Below are 15,167 nucleotides of genomic sequence, written 5' to 3'. Positions count from 1 at the left end.
CTCAGGCGGCCAGGGCCTGCTTCACGTCGACCAGCGACGGGTTCGTCGCGGCCGAACCGTCGGGGTACACCACCGTCGGGACGGTCTGGTTGCCGCCGTTGACCTGCTCCACGAAGGCGGCCGCCTCGGGGTGCTCCTCGATGTCCACGACGGTGTAGCCGATGCCCGCCGAGTCGAGCTGCGTGCGCAGCCGGCGGCAGTACCCGCACCAGGTGGTGGAGTACATCAGCACGGTGCCGCTCTCGGGAACCTGCGCGGTCAGCTCGGACATCGGTCCTCCTTGCCGGTGGGCATGTCAGTGGTTGCTGCGAGAATCGCAGACGATGCTCACCCAGACCAACTCCGCCGGTACCCCGAATCATCCGGGACCGCTGAGCCCCGACGCGATCCTCACCGCCCTCGACCCCGAGCAGCGCGAGGTGGCGCTCGCGCTCAACGGCCCGGTCGTCGTGCTTGCCGGTGCGGGCACCGGCAAGACGCGCGCCATCACGCACCGCATCGCGTACGGCGTCCGCATCGGCGCCTACAAGCCGACGGGCGTGCTGGCCGTGACCTTCACGGCGCGCGCCGCGGGGGAGATGCGCACGCGCCTGCGCGAGCTCGGCGTCCAGGGCGTGCAGGCCCGCACGTTCCACGCCGCGGCCCTGCGCCAGCTCAGCTACTTCTGGCCGCGCGTCGTGGGCGGCGCGCCCCCGCGCCTGCAGGAGTACAAGGCGCAGCTCGTCGCGGAGGCGGCACGCCGGCTCGGCCTCTCCGTGGACCGGGTGGCCGTGCGCGACCTGAGCAGCGAGGTCGAGTGGGCCAAGGTCTCGCTCGTGCTGGCCGACGACTACGAGAAGGCTGCCCGGGCGTCCGGCCGCGAGGCGCCGTCCGGCTACGACGCGCAGACGGTGTCCCGCCTGATCACCGCATACGAGGACGTCAAGACGGAACGCGGTGTCATCGACTTCGAGGACGTGCTCCTCATGCTCGGCGACATGCTGAACAGCCACAAGGTCGTGGCCGACGAGGTCCGCTCGCAGTACCGGCACTTCGTCGTGGACGAGTACCAGGACGTCTCGCCGCTCCAGCAGTTCGTGCTCGACCAGTGGCTCGGCGGGCGCACGGAGCTGTGCGTGGTCGGCGACCCGTCGCAGACCATCTACTCCTTCACGGGTGCCACCCCGCGCCACCTGCTGGACTTCCGGCGCACCTACCCGCAGGCCCAGGAGATCCGCCTGGTCCGTGACTACCGCTCCACGCCCCAGGTGGTGCACCTGGCCAACTCCGTTCTCCAGCGCGCCGGCCGCGCGGGCGGCGCGCACCAGGCGCTGGAGCTCGTCGCACAGCGCAAGCCCGGCCCGCCGGTCACCTTCCACGCCTACGACGACGACGAGGCCGAGGCCAAGGGCATCGCCGCGCGCGCCGCGCGGCTCATCGGGTCGGGCCGTGTGCGTCCCAGCGAGATCGCCGTGCTGTACCGCACCAACGCCCAGTCGGAGGCCTTCGAGGCCGCGTTCGCCGACGCCGGCGTGGGGTATCTGGTGCGCGGCGGCGAGCGGTTCTTCCAGCGCAAGGAGGTGCGCGACGCGATCGTGCTGCTGCGCGGCGCGGCGCGGGCCGCCGACCCGGAGCTGCCCATGCCGGACCAGGTGCGCGACATCCTGGCGACCGCCGGGTGGGCCGACCAGGCCCCTGCCGCGCGCGGCGCCGCCCGTGAGCGCTGGGACGCCATGCAGGCGCTCGTCGCGCTCGCGGACGACCTGGCCGCCGCCGCGACCCCCGAGAACCCCGCGACGGTCGCCGGCCTCGTGGCCGAGCTCGACGAGCGAGCCTCCGCCCAGCACGCGCCCACGGTCGAGGGCGTCACCCTCGCCTCGCTGCACGCGGCCAAGGGCCTGGAGTGGGACGCGGTCTTCCTCGCGGGCATGAGCGAGGGCCTCATGCCCATCTCGCTCGCGGAGACCGACGCCGCCGTCCACGAGGAGCGCCGTCTGCTGTACGTGGGCATCACGCGGGCCCGCGAGCACCTCGAGGTCTCCTTCGCCCGCTCGCGGAACCCGGGTGGGCGCCCCACGCGGAAGCGCACGCGGTTCCTCGACGGACTGTGGCCGGACGAGCCGCGCGCGGCGCGTGCCCGTGCCACGGCCAGGACCCAGCCCCGCGCGCTGCTGACCGGTGAGCACGACACCGCGCTCTTCGACGCCCTGCGCGACTGGCGGCTGGAGGTGGCACGCGAGACCGACAAGCCCGCCTACACCGTGCTGACGGACGCCACGCTGGCGGCCATCGCCGAGATCCGACCTTCGGGCACAGCCGAACTCGCTCGCGTGAACGGCATCGGTCCGGCGAAGATCGACCGGTACGGCGCCGCGATCCTTGCGATCGTGGCCGGTGCGACGGGTTCCTGACGGTAGTCTGAGGGGTCTTTCGTGGTGCGTCCGGCGACCCGCGAAAAACTTCTCGAGAAAAGTTCGAAAAAGAGTTGGCCCGCCACGGCGGCCCGGCATAGTGTTCAGATGTCCCTGACAGCAGTGGGCGAGACCGAGAGGTCTGGCCCGGATTCGAGTGAGGAGGTGGGTGTCTTGGAGATGAACATGATTCCGCAGACGGATCTGCACGTGTGCGGGTATGTGCTCGGTAGCGAGCCCGTCCCGGCTAACGGCGCAGCTCTGCCCTTCCGCGCGCGCACTCACCGCGGAGGCGTCAAGCCGTCCGCTCTCGCACCCGACTCCGCATCTCCAGGAGACTCGCCGGTCTAGACGACCGAAGAGTTCCAGGCCGCGGAGTCCATCTAGGACCCGCGGCCTTAATTTTTGCCCGGAGACCGGCCCACCAGCGGCCGGACCGGCAAAGACCTAGCCCGGGGTCCTGTACCACCCGACGTTCACCGACGACGTTCATCACACAGGACACAGGAGACAACCGTGCGCCTCACTGCGCTCCTCGACACTCTTCCCCAGGGCGGCTCGGGCCCCTGGGACCCGCCTCAACACCCCGCCACGAGCGGGACCGGTTCGGACTCGGCGGAGTTCAACCGGCTCATGGACACACTGCTGCCGTGCCGTACCAACGACCCGGAGCTGTGGTTCGCCGAGCACAGCGCGCAGGTGGAGCAGGCCAAGGCCCTCTGCCGCACCTGCCCCCTCATCGAGGGCTGCCTCGCCGGCGCCCTCGAGCGGAACGAGCCCTGGGGCGTCTGGGGCGGCGAGGTCTTCGTCGACGGCGTCGTCGTGGCCCGCAAGCGTGGCCGTGGCCGGCCCCGCAAGTCGGAGAACGTCGCCGCCTGATCCTTCAGGAGGGAAGGACCACGCACCCGCAGCGCGGGTGCGGGTCCACCTGGTGAGCTCGGGGTAGTCCTGCCGGGAGAGAGATCTCCAGGCACGCACCGACGGCCGCCGGCCGGTGCCCGTCCAGCTGGGCGAGCACCTGGCCGGCGGCCGTCGCCGCTGCCAGGGCAGCGAGCGTGGCCTCGTGCGTCGGCTCCGTGGTCTCACGGAGCTGGGCGGCCAGCGCCGGCCACTCCCGGTCGGCGTCGGCGCGTGCGAGGTCCACGCACGTCACGCACGCCGACCGGCCCGGCCGGACGAGCGGACCGACCACGACGTCGGCCTCCCGCACCACCACGGGCAGGTGCGGCACCCCGAGACCCAGCAGCCGCTGGTAGCGCGCCGGGTGCGCGGCGTGCGGCTCGACCACCACCACGAGGTCCAGCTCCGTGAGGTCGAGCCCGCCGTCGTCCACGTGTGCCCGGGTGCGCGGGGAGCGCCGGGCCAGGAGCGAGCGGACGGCGTCGTGCCGGACCTGGCCGACGTCGGCCGGCCGCAGCCCGCCCAGCCCGAGGTCGGTGACCTGCACCGGCAGCGGGTCGTGCAGCACCAGGCGGCCTGTCCCCGCCGTCGCGAGGTGCTGCGCCACGCTGGTGCCCAGCCGGCCCAGGCCCATCAGGCCGACCGTCCGCCGGGCCCGGTCCGCCAGCGTGGCCAGGCCCGCGCCGTCCGGCCGCAGCATGCCGAGCACCGTCGCGTCCGCCGCACCGTCGGCGGGCGCCGTCACCGCGCCCACCGTCCCCGCGACGGGGACCAGCACGCCCGCGCGGACCAGGACGGACATGATCTCGTCCCGCCGCTCGACCGGCACACCGCAGCGCGCGGCCGCCTGCTCGAGCGTGACGTGCCGCCGCTCGGCGACCTCGCCGAGCCACGTCTCCTCGGCCGGGGTGAGCCCCGACAGGACGAACGACCAGCGCGGGTCGGAACCGCACTGGACCTGCCCGCCGCCACGGCTGAGCACGGGCGTGCCGGGCCGCAGCCGGAGCAGGGGAGCGCGGTTCATGCCGACAACCATGCCCGACGGCGGAAGCCGCCCCGGACCGCCGTCCACAGGTCCAGAGGTATCTTCAGCGCCTCAGGTGGCCCAGGAGTTCCCGAGTGCGCCCAGAGCCGAAAGCACGGCGCACCACTTGCCCGCCCGGTTACGGTGACCTTATGAGCGACCAGCACCAGCCCGGCGATTCCCCCCAGTCGTGGGAGGAGATGCTGCGCTCCATGCTCGGCGACGGCGCAGACGAAGTGATGGCCGAGATGCGGGAGCGGGGCATCGATCCGACCGCCCTCGGTGGCCCGCCCGACCCCGTGATGATGCAGTACGCACTCGCCCAGGTGCAGAAGATGCTCTCCGCGGAGGGCACAGGACCCGTCAACGCGGACGTCGCGCACGACGTCGCGCGGCAGGTGGCCGTCAGCGAGGGCGACCCGTCGCTGACGGGCAAGCAGGCCAAGGACGCGACCGACGCGCTCGCGGTCGCCGAGCTCTGGCTCGACGCCGTCACCGACCTGCCGCCCGCGGGCGGCACCCGGCGCGCGTGGAACCGGTCCGAGTGGGTCGAGGCCACGCTCCCGGTGTGGAACGAGCTCGCGGCGCCCGTGGCCTCGTCGGTCTCGGAGGCGCTGGCCACGGTGCTGCGCGACCAGCTCCCGGAGGGGGTCGACGACGGCGAGGCGGTGCCTGGCATGCCCGCCGGCGTGCTGCACGGTCTGGGGGGATCGATCGACCCCACCCAGATGATGCGCCGGCTGGGCTCCGCGGTGTTCGGCATGCAGGTCGGCCAGGCCGCCGGCACTCTGTCGCGCGAGGTCTTCGGCGCCACCGACGTCGGCCTGCCGCTGCTCGACAGCCCCGACACCGTGCTGCTGCCCACGAACGTGGCGGCGTTCGCCGACGGCCTGGACGCCCCGCTGGAGGAGGTCCGGCAGTTCCTGGCGGTCCGCGAGGCGGCGCACGCGCGGCTGTTCACGCACGTCCCGTGGCTGCGTTCGCACCTGCTGTCCATCGTGGAGCGGTACGCGCGCGGCATCACCATCGACCTCGACGCGCTCGAGGCGCAGGTGCGCGACATCGACCTCGCCGACTCCGACGCGCTGCGCAGCGCGCTGTCGGGCGGCGTCTTCGGCCTGCAGAACACGGACGAGCAGAAGGCCGTGCTGCTCCACCTGGAGACCACGCTCGCGCTGGTGGAGGGCTGGGTGGACGAGGTGACGGCCGTCGCCACGCTGCCGCACCTGCCGCACGCCGTGCCGCTGCGCGAGATGATCCGCCGTCGTCGCGCGGCCGGGGGCCCGGCCGAGCAGACGTTCTCCACCCTCGTCGGCCTGGAGCTGCGGCCGCGCCGGTCGCGTGACGCCGCGACGCTGTTCTCGATCGTGGCCCGGGCGCAGGGCAGCGCGGGCCGTGACGCGGTCTGGGACCACCCCGACCTGCTGCCCGGCACCCAGGACCTGGACGACCCGTCGGGTTACCTGGTGCGCCGCGAGGCGGCGGAGAACGAGCACGCGGACGTCGACGCGGCGCTGCGGGAGATCTTCGGCGACGAGGAGGCGGCCGAGCCCCGCACCACCGGCGACGACCGCCCTGCCGACGACCAGAGGGCCAGTGCCGACGACCAGAGGGCCGGCGACCAGGCGGCCCGCGACGACCAGGCGGACGGCGGCCCGGCCGACGAACCGCGGGACGACGCGGACGGCGAGACCAGGTAGTCCCGCCCGGCCCGTCCGGCGTTCAGGCGTCGTCGCCGTCGTCGCTGGTGGGTAGCCCCGGTTCGTCCTGTGCGTGCGAGGCACCCTCCAGGAACCCGCGTGCCCGGTCGGTCCGGGGGTAGACCTCCAGGATCTTCCAGAACTCCGGGCCGTGGCCGGCGTGCAGCAGGTGCGCCAGCTCGTGCAGCAGCACGTAGTCGAGCACCCACGACGGCATGCCCTGCACGCGGGTGGAGATGCGGATCGAGCCGTCCAGCAGCGTGCACGACCCCCAGCGCCGGCCCTGGTTCGCCGACCACCGCACGCTGGACGGCCGCGCCCGGCCGTCGAGGTACTTGGTCGACAGCTCGCAGGCCCGGTCCATGAGCTCCTGGTCGGACGGGCGGCGGCGCCGCTCCTTGTCCTCCAGCCGAGCCACCATCTTGGCCACCCACTCCCGTTCCTGCGCCCGAGAGAAGCGCGCGGGAATCGCGACGATGGTCCGTCCACCGTCGCGATATGCGCTCACCGTGGCGGTGCGACGGCGGCTCCGGCGCACCTCCACGGACGTCAGGGCGTCGTGGGCCACGGAACGACCGTAGCGTGTTATCGGCGTCCCGTGGGGTATAACACACCGTTCAAGTGGAAATTCTTTGCCCGGAGGCGTAGTGGTGGCGTCATGGGAACAGGTGCCGGGGGCCGCCGTCGGGCCGGGTTCGCGCCCTGGTTCATGGAACCCTCAGCCAAGTGCGGAATGATGGGGTGGTGACCGACATGCGTGACCGCCAGCCCACCCCGCAGCCCGAGCCGGCGCCGTTCGAGGACCTGCCGCCCGAGGTCGCGCCGGTCACCCGTCGCACTGTCACGCTGGGCGTGTCCCTGCTGGCCACCGCGGTCCTGGCCGCGGTGGCGCTCGTGCTGCCCACGCCGTACGCCATGCGGTCGCCCGGCCCCACGGAGGACACGCTCGCCAAGGGCCTGATCGAGATCGAGGGCGCGCGCACCTACGAGTCGTCGGGCAAGCTGCTCCTGACGACCGTGTCCGTGCTGGGCGGTCCGGGCTACCCGGTGATGTCCGGGCAGGTGATCCAGGGCTGGCTCGACCCGCGGCGCTCGGTGCTGCCCGTGGAGGCGATCTTCCCCGAGGCGACCACCAAGGAGGAGCAGCGGGAGGTCAGCCAGGCGGAGATGGTCTCGTCGCAGGAGTCCGCGACGGCGGCGGCCCTGACCGAGCTGGGCTACGACGTGCCCGCGGTGCTGGACGTCGCGGGCACGGAGGAGGGCTCGGGGGCCGCGGGCAAGCTCCAGGAGGGCGACGTCATCACCCGGTTCCAGGGCGAGCCCGTCGGCACGTACGCGGACCTCATCACCGGGCTCGCCGAGACGGAGGCCGGCAGCACGGTCACGCTCGGCGTGCGGCGCGGCGAGCGCACCATGGACGTCGACGTCACGACCTCGGGCAACGGCCAGCGTGCCGTGCTCGGCGTCTACATCGACCCGCGGTACGACTTCCCCGTCGACGTCTCGATCCAGATCGAGGACATCGGCGGCCCGAGCGCCGGCACGATGTTCGCGCTCGGCATCATCGACCGGCTGACGGCCGAGGACGAGGCGAACGGGCACATCATCGCGGGCACCGGCACGATGAGTCCCGAGGGCACTGTGGGGCCGATCGGCGGCATCGAGCAGAAGCTGTACGGCGCCGTGCGGGACAGGGCCGACTGGTTCCTCGCCCCCGCGGACAACTGCGACCAGGTGGTCGGCAACGTGCCCGACGGGCTGCACGTGGTCAAGGTCTCGACGCTGGCCGAGGCGCGCGACGCCGTCGAGCAGATCGGGCGCGGTCACGGCGCCGACCTGCCGACGTGCCCCTGACGCCGGCGCGTATGCCGACCTGTTGACCGTGTGTTGTACATCTGGAGGATGTGGGAACCTTGTGCTGGGAACCTTGAGCACCGCCCGGCCGTTCCACCTGGGTACGGCCCAACCATTGATGACGTGAGGTAACGCAGTCGTGTCCTTCGCCGCAGCACCGCGCCGCCCATCCGGCGGCGGCGCCCCTCGAGCCCGACGACGCAGTCCGCTGGGGGTGGCGGTCGTCGCGGTCGCGGTCCTGATCGCGGCCCTGCTCCTCCTGGCCCAGTTCTGGACCGAGGTGATGTGGTTCACGCAGCTCGGGTTCTCCTCGGTGATCTGGACCGAGTGGGGCATGCGCGCGGCGCTGTTCGCCGCGGGCTTCCTGATCATGGGCGGGGCGGTGTTCTGGTCGTTCACCGCGGCGTACCGGTCCCGGCCGATCTACGCCCCGAGCACGCCCGAGCAGGCGACGCTCGACCAGTACCGCGAGGCCGTCGAGCCGCTGCGCCGGGTCGTGATGATCGCCGCGCCGGTCCTGGTCGGCTTCTTCGCGGGCGTCGCGGCGTCGGCGCAGTGGCGCACCGTGCTCCTTGCGTTCAACGGTGAGCCCTTCGGCGAGAACGACCCGCAGTTCGGCATGGACCTCGGGTTCTTCGTCTTCATGCTGCCCGCGCTGCGGTTCACGGTCGGGTTCCTCATCTCGGTGGTGGTCATCGCGGGCATCGCCGGCGTGATCACGCACTACCTGTACGGCGGCCTGCGGGTGGGCCCGGCGGCGGCCGGCGGTCCCCGCACCACCACCGCGGCGCGCGTGCACCTGGCCGTCGTCGGTGCGGTGCTCCTGCTCCTGATCGCCGCCAACTACTGGCTCGACCGGTACTCGATCCTGACCAACGCGGGCGACCGGTTCGACGGCGCCTCGTACTCCGACGTGCACGCGGTGATCCCCGCCAAGGGCATCCTCACCGTCGTCGCCATCTTCGTGGCCGCGCTGTTCGTCGTCACGGCGTTCCGTGGTGACTGGCGCCTGCCGGCGATCGGCGTCGGGCTCATGGTCGTGTCCGCCATCGCGATCGGCGGCATCTACCCCGCCGTCGTGCAGCGCTTCCAGGTGAACCCGAACGCGCAGGAGCTGGAGAGCGAGTACATCCAGCGCAACATCGACGCGACGCTCTCGGCGTTCGGCATCGAGGACATCGAGAAGGAACAGTACGACGCGACGACCCAGGCGGAGGAGGGCGCCCTGCGCGCCGACGCCGACACCGCCGCGTCGATCCGCCTGCTCGACCCGCAGATCGTGTCGCCGTCGTTCCGCCAGCTCCAGCAGAACAAGCAGTACTACAACTTCAACGACTCCCTGTCGGTCGACAAGTACGAGATCGACGGCGAGTCGCGGGACACCGTGATCGCGGTGCGCGAGCTGAACCTCGACGGGCTGGGCCAGGACCAGCGCAACTGGGTCAACGACCACACCGTGTACACGCACGGTTACGGCGTGGTGGCCGCGTACGGCAACCAGCCGGGACCGGACGGCCGCCCGGCGTTCTTCGAGGGCGGCATCCCGTCGCAGGGCGCGATCAGCGACATGGAGGGCGAGTACGAGCCGCGCATCTACTTCAGCCCGAGCACCCAGACGTACTCGATCGTCGGCGCCCCGGAGGGCACCGAGCCGTGGGAGCTCGACTACCAGGCGGACGACGCGGACGACGGCGGCCAGGTCAACACGACCTTCACCGGCGACGCCGGACCGGACGTCGGCTCGTTCGGCAGCAAGCTGCTGTACGCGCTGAAGTTCGGCGAGGAGCAGATCCTGTTCTCGGACCGCGTGACGAGCGAGTCGCAGATCCTCTACGACCGTGACCCGCAGCAGCGCGTCAGCAAGGTCGCGCCGTGGCTCACCCTCGACAACCGGGTCTACCCGGCGGTCGTGGACGGCCGCGTGAAGTGGATCGTCGACGCGTACACCACCAGCGACGCCGTCCCGTACTCGACGTCCACGCCGCTGGACGAGGCCGTCGCGGACACCCTCACGCAGCAGCAGGGCGGCGCCGTCGTGCTGCCCGAGGAGGTCAACTACATCCGCAACTCGGTGAAGGCGACCGTCGACGCCTACGACGGCTCGGTCGACCTCTACGCCTGGGACGACCAGGACCCGATCCTCAAGGCCTGGACCAACATCTTCCCGGCGTCGGTCAAGCCGATGGACGAGATCTCCGGCGACCTGATGAGCCACCTGCGGTACCCGGAGGACCTGTTCAAGGTGCAGCGCACGCTGCTCAGCCAGTACCACGTGACGGACTCGGCCGAGTTCTTCTCGGGCCAGGACTTCTGGAACAACCCGACCGACCCGACGTCGGAGACCACCCCCGCGCCGCTGCAGCCGCCGTACTACCTGACGCTGCAGATGCCGGGCCAGGACGAGTCCACGTTCTCGCTGACCTCGACCTTCATCCCGGGCGGTAACACCGACCGTGAGGTGCTCACCGGGTTCCTCGCGGTGGATGCCGACGCCGGGAACGAGGCGGGCACCAAGTCCGAGGACTACGGCAAGCTACGCCTGCTCGAGCTACCCCGGGACACGACCGTGCCCGGCCCTGGCCAGGTGCAGAACAACTTCGACTCGAACCCGACGATCTCCGAGCAGCTGAACATCCTGCAGATCGGTGCGTCCACGGTGCGGCGCGGCAACCAGCTCACGCTGCCGGTCGGTGGCGGCCTGCTGTACGTGCAGCCCGTCTACATCCAGTCGACCGGTGGCACGCAGTTCCCGCTGCTGCGCAAGGTGCTGGTGTCCTTCGGTGACGACATCGGCTTCGCCGACACGCTCGACGAGGCGCTGGACCAGGTGTTCGGCGGCGACTCGGGTGCGCAGGCCGGGGACGCCGGCACAGCCGAGGACGAGGCACCGGTCGCGCCGCCGGACGGCGAGACGGGTACCGACCCGACGACGGAACCCTCGACGGAGCCGTCCACGGAGCCCACCGACGGCGCCACCGAGGAGCCGGGCACCGCGCCCACCGGTGACCTGGACGCCGCCCTGCAGGAGGCTGCCGACGCCCTGGCGGACTCGGACGCCGCGCAGCGTGCCGGTGACTGGGCCGCGTACGGCGAGGCGCAGGACCGCCTGCAGAAGGCCCTGGAGGACGCGATAGCCGCCGAGGAGGCCCAGCAGCAGGGCTGATCCTTCGCAGCACAACCTGTCAGACCTGCAGGTCACTCCGGTGACCTGCAGGTCTGACTGCTTTACGGGAGCCGCCGGGCCACCACCACGGAGTTGATGACGTCGTCGGTGGGGTGCACGACCTCCAGCACCTCGAAGCCCGGCATCGCTCCGACGTCCACCGGCGGGTACAGGAGGGTGCGCAGCCCGCGCGCGCTGCGCGCCAGGAGCAGGGCACCGGGCCGCATGGCGCCCGCCATCCGCCGCAGGATCCCGGCCTTGGCCGACGGCGTCTCGCCGACCAGCGCCGCGAGCACCACGGCGTCGTAGCCGGTGAGGTCGGCGTCGGCGGCGTCGGCCTGCTCGAACCGGACGTCCGGCGGGCCCACCCGGTCGCCGACCTGCCGGGCCAGGACGACCGCGGCGAGGTCCCGGTCCAGGCCGACGACAGGGCAACCGAGTGCGCCGGCGTACCCGAGCGTGCTGAGGGGGAGGGGGCCGCAGCCGACGACGGCCACGGCCGCCGGGGTGCCGCCCGAGCTCGTGAGCAGCCCGACCTCGAGGGCGGTGAGCCGCTGGTAGTTGTCGAGGTAGGGGAACGACGTCAAGGTGCTTCCAGGGTCCGGCGCGGCGACGATGCGTTCCGCCCACGCGTGCTCCAGGGCGGTCTCACCGCGTGCGGACAGGTCGCGGACGGCGGCTCTGCGGCGGCTGATCTCCTCGTGCGCCAGGATGTCGCGGGCCTGGCCCTCGGGCGCGGCGAGCACCGTGTGCACGAGGTCGCTGAACAAGGCGTCCGTGCGCGGGTCCGGTCGCAGGTGCGGGAGGGCGGCGAGCTGGTCCGTGAGGTGGGCGATGCGGTCGGCGGTCTGGGTGGTGTCGCTCAGCTCCGTCGTCATGGGGTCGATCGTTCCACGACCGGAACGGTTCGATCCCCTGTGACCTGCGTCTCGACGACCCGGTCCGGTTTGCATACCGGCGCTCGGGGTGCGTAGAGTAGGGATCACCGACGCGGGGTGGAGCAGCTCGGTAGCTCGCTGGGCTCATAACCCAGAGGTCGCAGGTTCAAATCCTGCCCCCGCTACAAAAGAAGGGCCCCTCACCTGGTCACAGACCGGGGAGGGGCTCTTCGCTTCTTCCGCACAGGCGTGTACGCACAGAAGTGCGCACGGGTCCGGCGCGGCCGACCCCGAGTTCACGAGGTTCAACCCGTGCACACTGCAGTGGTGACGCCCCGGTGTACCGCCCAGTGCGCGAGGGTCGCAGTGTGATTCCCGTTGTTCTCGAGAGCCCCCGGTGCGGGGTCGTGGTCCTCCTACCTGCTCGTGGTCGTGTGGGCAAGGAGACTTTCCGCGGTGTCGGTGATGGTGTCGTCGATGGGACGGGGCGACCATCCGAGGAGCCGCTGCGCCTTGGCGCTGCTGGCGTCGAAGTCGCGTCCGAGCTGCGGGCGAATCGCGTTCAGCCCGGGGTTGAACCGGCTGAGGACGCGGGCGAGCAGCAGTGGCAGTTCGCGGGTCGGGACTTTCGCGGCTCGATCACCCAGCCGGTGGCGGAGGATCGCTGCGACCTTGACGATGCGCAGGCTCGGGCCGGCCGAAGCGAGCCACCGTTCGCCGGCGGCGGCAGGGTCGGTCATGACGCGCAGGTGCAGGTCGGCGACGTCCCGGACGTCGACCCAGCTGGTGCCGAAGGGCGGGCAGGCGGGGACGTCGCCGTCGAGCATGCTGCGGATCAACCGCAGCGACGGCGGGTCGTCCGGCCCGAGGACCGGACCGATCACGGCGGCGGGGTGCACCGCGGCCAGCTCGAGCCCGTCGCCCTCCTCCTCGACGAACTGCCAGGCCGCTCGCTCGGCGAGGGCCTTCGACCTCTGGTACGGCGCGATGTCGGCATCGACGTCGGTCCAGTCCTGCTCGGTGAACGGTGCGGCCCGGGGCGGGTGCCCGTAACCGATGGCCCCGAGCGCGCTGGTCAGGACGACGCGGCGCACGCGGGCGTCGCGGGCCGCTCGAAGGACCCGCAGGACCCCGTCGCGCGCGGCGGTGACCATCGCCGCTTCGCTCTCGGGAGTGTTGCGCAGCGTCGGCGAGGCGACGTGCAGCACGTGGTCGCACCCGCTGACCGCTTCTGCCCAGCCGTCGTCGCTGACCAGGTCGGCGCGTACGACGGTCAGGCGCGTCTCGTCGAATCGCGCCGCGGCCTGGAGCCGGGAACGCAGGGCGGGCTCGCGCCCAAGGTCGCGAACTGTGGTGCGCACGTCGTGCCCGGCCTCCAGCAGCGCCTGGATGCACCAGCTCCCGATGAAGCCTGACCCGCCGGTGACAAGTACCTGTGACATGGGTGTGTTCCTCAGCTCGCGGTCTGGATTCGGAGGGTCGGCAGCGCGGGTGTCGTGCGTCGCCGTCGGACAGCCAGCACGCCGGTGCCGAGCAGGACGTGGCCGATCATGATCGGGTAGATCACGGCGCGCTCGAACATGCCGATGTTCCACATCCAGCCGGTGAGGACATTGGTCATGAAGACAGGAAGCGCGACCAGCCCGAGGATGCCGAGCGCGATGCTCGCGACCGATCGTGCTCGGCTCAGTCCGATGCGGCTGCCGTTGGCGCCGACGGCGATCGCCATGATGTTGCCGGCGACCATGACGCTCTGTGCACCGAGGGTGTGGAACGTGATCAGGCCGTTCGTGACATTGGCGTTCGATCCCTGGAAGATGCCCACCAAGGAGACGCCCACGCCGGCGACTACCGCGAGGACCACCACGGCGATCGGGCGCACGCCCTTGCGGACGTCGAACAGGAGGGCTGCGCCGACGATCAGCAGGATGCCGTAGATCACCCAGCCGACGTCCATGACCGCACCCAGAGGGGAGTTCCCGACCTGCCCGAACGCGGTCTGTGCCGGCCCGGTCAGGCCGAGGTGACTGACCCAGTTGTACAAGGGGGAGTACGTCGGGTCCTGCCATGCAGCGGCGGTGACGAGCTCGGCGACCCACGACACGAGCGGGCCCAGCAGCAGGAAGAGCGTGCCGATGCGGGCGGTCGTACCGGAACGGATGATCTGGTTCATGACAGTGCCATTCCCGGCACCCGCCGACGGATGGCTTCCAGCTCGGCCTCGTCGGAGATGCCCTGCCAGTCGTGCCGCGGCGTGTAGGGGGCCTCCAGCGCGCGCACGTCGTTGTCGGTGAGCCGGACGTCGAGCGAGGCGACGGCCTCGTCGATCTGCTGGATCGAGGCGGCGCCGACCAGCGGAGCCGTGACGACCGGCTGGCGGTGCAGCCAGGCCAGGGCGACCTGGGCGCGAGCCACGCCGTGTGCTTCCGCGACGTGGCCGACGGCGTCGATGACTGCGTGGTTGGAGGCCTCCTGCTCGGGTGAGTAGAGCGTGTCGGCGTAGGCGCCGTCGGTCTCCGAGCGCACCGTCGAGCGTGCGTCGTCCCAGGCGCGGGCGAGGCGACCGCGGGCCAGCGGCGACCAGATGACCGTGCCGACGCCTTCGTCGAGGCACAGCGGGATCATCTCGCGCTCCTCCTCACGGGCGAGCAAGTTGTAGTGGTCCTGCATCGAGACGAAGCGGGCCCAGCCGTTCTGCTTCTGCAGGTGCAGTGCCTTGGCGAACTCCCACGCATGCATGGAGGACGCACCCAGGTACCGCACCTTGCCGGCCTTCACGAGGTCGCTGAGGGCTTCGAGGGTCTCTTCCCACGGTGTGGCGTGGTCATTGCGGTGGATCTGGTAGAGGTCGATGTAGTCGGTCCCGAGGCGGCGTAGCGAGTGGTCGACCTCGGTCATGATCGCCTTGCGGGACAGGCCTCGGCCGTTCGGGCCGAGGCGCATCGGGTGGCGCAGCTTGGTGGCGATCACCACTTCGTCGCGGTCGGCGAAGTCGGCCAGGGCCCGGCCGAGGATCTCCTCGCTGGAGCCGTTGGAGTAGAGGTTCGCGGTGTCGAAGAAGTTGATCCCCGACTCCAGCGCGTGCTTGATCAGCGGCCGCGCGTCGTCCTCGCCCTTCGACCACACCGGATGGCCCCGATCGGGTTCGCCGTAGGTCATCGCGCCGATCGCGATCGGTGACACGTCCAGACCTGTCGTGCCTAGCTTTGTGTATTGCATGATGCACCTCTAAGGTATGTGGAGAGTTCTCCACTACCG

12 protein-coding genes and 1 tRNA gene are annotated in these 15,167 nt (G+C 71.5%); 6 read left to right on the top strand and 7 right to left on the bottom strand.

Translation table 11 applies throughout. From position 1 onward, the window contains the following. Window position 1: 1 nt before the first annotated feature. Window positions 2–271: a mycoredoxin gene (locus ACIBBF_RS14515; RefSeq protein ID WP_397414360.1), complete on the bottom strand. Its 270-nt coding sequence runs from the start codon at window positions 269–271 to the stop codon at window positions 2–4. A gap of 52 nt (window positions 272–323) precedes the next feature. Here ACIBBF_RS14515 and ACIBBF_RS14510 point away from each other — a divergent pair, with 52 nt between their 5' ends. Both ACIBBF_RS14510 and ACIBBF_RS14505 read left to right on the top strand, forming a co-directional pair. After that, window positions 324–2,390, top strand: a complete 2,067-nt coding sequence (locus tag ACIBBF_RS14510; protein WP_397414358.1) for an ATP-dependent helicase — start codon at window positions 324–326, stop codon at window positions 2,388–2,390. A 516-nt stretch (window positions 2,391–2,906) separates the two neighbouring features. Next, the gene (locus ACIBBF_RS14505; protein WP_397414356.1) at window positions 2,907–3,269 is read left to right on the top strand and encodes a WhiB family transcriptional regulator; all 363 of its coding nucleotides are present in this window, start codon (window positions 2,907–2,909) and stop codon (window positions 3,267–3,269) included. A gap of 4 nt (window positions 3,270–3,273) precedes the next feature. Here ACIBBF_RS14505 and ACIBBF_RS14500 read toward each other — a convergent pair whose 3' ends face one another. After that, window positions 3,274–4,314: a TOMM precursor leader peptide-binding protein gene (locus ACIBBF_RS14500; RefSeq protein ID WP_397414354.1), complete on the bottom strand. Its 1,041-nt coding sequence runs from the start codon at window positions 4,312–4,314 to the stop codon at window positions 3,274–3,276. A gap of 152 nt (window positions 4,315–4,466) precedes the next feature. Here ACIBBF_RS14500 and ACIBBF_RS14495 point away from each other — a divergent pair, with 152 nt between their 5' ends. Continuing rightward, entirely contained in the window at window positions 4,467–6,014 is a 1,548-nt protein-coding gene (locus ACIBBF_RS14495; RefSeq protein WP_397414352.1) for a zinc-dependent metalloprotease, read from the top strand. 22 nt (window positions 6,015–6,036) lie between these two features. On the opposite strand, the gene ACIBBF_RS14490 is transcribed toward ACIBBF_RS14495, so the two are convergent. Continuing rightward, window positions 6,037–6,582, bottom strand: coding sequence for a SprT-like domain-containing protein (locus ACIBBF_RS14490; RefSeq protein WP_397414350.1), 546 nt, complete (start codon window positions 6,580–6,582; stop codon window positions 6,037–6,039). Window positions 6,583–6,767: 185 nt separating this feature from the next. Between ACIBBF_RS14490 and ACIBBF_RS14485 the strand changes: the two genes are divergently transcribed. Then, window positions 6,768–7,868: a PDZ domain-containing protein gene (locus ACIBBF_RS14485; RefSeq protein WP_397414414.1), complete on the top strand. Its 1,101-nt coding sequence runs from the start codon at window positions 6,768–6,770 to the stop codon at window positions 7,866–7,868. A gap of 139 nt (window positions 7,869–8,007) precedes the next feature. After that, window positions 8,008–11,031 (top strand): UPF0182 family protein, encoded by a 3,024-nt coding sequence (locus tag ACIBBF_RS14480; RefSeq protein ID WP_397414348.1) that lies wholly within the window; start codon window positions 8,008–8,010, stop codon window positions 11,029–11,031. 62 nt (window positions 11,032–11,093) lie between these two features. Here ACIBBF_RS14480 and ACIBBF_RS14475 read toward each other — a convergent pair whose 3' ends face one another. After that, window positions 11,094–11,909, bottom strand: coding sequence for a nicotianamine synthase family protein (locus ACIBBF_RS14475; RefSeq protein WP_397414346.1), 816 nt, complete (start codon window positions 11,907–11,909; stop codon window positions 11,094–11,096). A 111-nt stretch (window positions 11,910–12,020) separates the two neighbouring features. Here ACIBBF_RS14475 and ACIBBF_RS14470 point away from each other — a divergent pair. After that, window positions 12,021–12,094 (top strand) — tRNA-Met (locus tag ACIBBF_RS14470). A gap of 231 nt (window positions 12,095–12,325) precedes the next feature. Here the strand turns inward: ACIBBF_RS14470 and ACIBBF_RS14465 are convergent. The 3 genes from ACIBBF_RS14465 to ACIBBF_RS14455 are packed head-to-tail and all read right to left on the bottom strand — an operon-like array spanning window position 12,326 to window position 15,128. Next, on the bottom strand, window positions 12,326–13,351 hold the full coding sequence (locus ACIBBF_RS14465; RefSeq protein ID WP_397414343.1) for an NAD-dependent epimerase/dehydratase family protein: 1,026 nt from the start codon (window positions 13,349–13,351) through the stop codon (window positions 12,326–12,328). 11 nt (window positions 13,352–13,362) lie between these two features. Beyond that, window positions 13,363–14,082, bottom strand: a complete 720-nt coding sequence (locus ACIBBF_RS14460) for a DUF998 domain-containing protein (RefSeq protein WP_397414341.1) — start codon at window positions 14,080–14,082, stop codon at window positions 13,363–13,365. Next, window positions 14,079–15,128 (bottom strand): aldo/keto reductase, encoded by a 1,050-nt coding sequence (locus ACIBBF_RS14455; RefSeq protein WP_397414338.1) that lies wholly within the window; start codon window positions 15,126–15,128, stop codon window positions 14,079–14,081. Before ACIBBF_RS14455 ends, ACIBBF_RS14460 begins: the two co-directional genes overlap by 4 nt. Window positions 15,129–15,167 lie beyond the last annotated feature (39 nt).

The organism is Promicromonospora sp. NPDC050880, from assembly GCF_044456525.1.
Lineage (GTDB): Bacteria > Actinomycetota > Actinomycetes > Actinomycetales > Cellulomonadaceae > Promicromonospora.
This window is presented reverse-complemented; position numbering and strand designations above follow the sequence as displayed.

Bases quoted from the DNA above. Each gene is read 5' to 3' on its own strand.
- ACIBBF_RS14510 (WP_397414358.1), top strand. From the start codon at position 324: ATGCTCACCCAGACCAACTCCGCCGGTACCCCGAATCATCCGGGACCG.
- ACIBBF_RS14460 (WP_397414341.1), bottom strand. From the start codon at position 14,082: ATGAACCAGATCATCCGTTCCGGTACGACCGCCCGCATCGGCACGCTC.
- ACIBBF_RS14455 (WP_397414338.1), bottom strand. From the start codon at position 15,128: ATGCAATACACAAAGCTAGGCACGACAGGTCTGGACGTGTCACCGATC.
- ACIBBF_RS14465 (WP_397414343.1), bottom strand. From the start codon at position 13,351: ATGTCACAGGTACTTGTCACCGGCGGGTCAGGCTTCATCGGGAGCTGG.
- ACIBBF_RS14475 (WP_397414346.1), bottom strand. From the start codon at position 11,909: ATGACGACGGAGCTGAGCGACACCACCCAGACCGCCGACCGCATCGCC.
- ACIBBF_RS14500 (WP_397414354.1), bottom strand. From the start codon at position 4,314: ATGAACCGCGCTCCCCTGCTCCGGCTGCGGCCCGGCACGCCCGTGCTC.
- ACIBBF_RS14495 (WP_397414352.1), top strand. From the start codon at position 4,467: ATGAGCGACCAGCACCAGCCCGGCGATTCCCCCCAGTCGTGGGAGGAG.
- ACIBBF_RS14485 (WP_397414414.1), top strand. From the start codon at position 6,768: ATGCGTGACCGCCAGCCCACCCCGCAGCCCGAGCCGGCGCCGTTCGAG.
- ACIBBF_RS14515 (WP_397414360.1), bottom strand. From the start codon at position 271: ATGTCCGAGCTGACCGCGCAGGTTCCCGAGAGCGGCACCGTGCTGATG.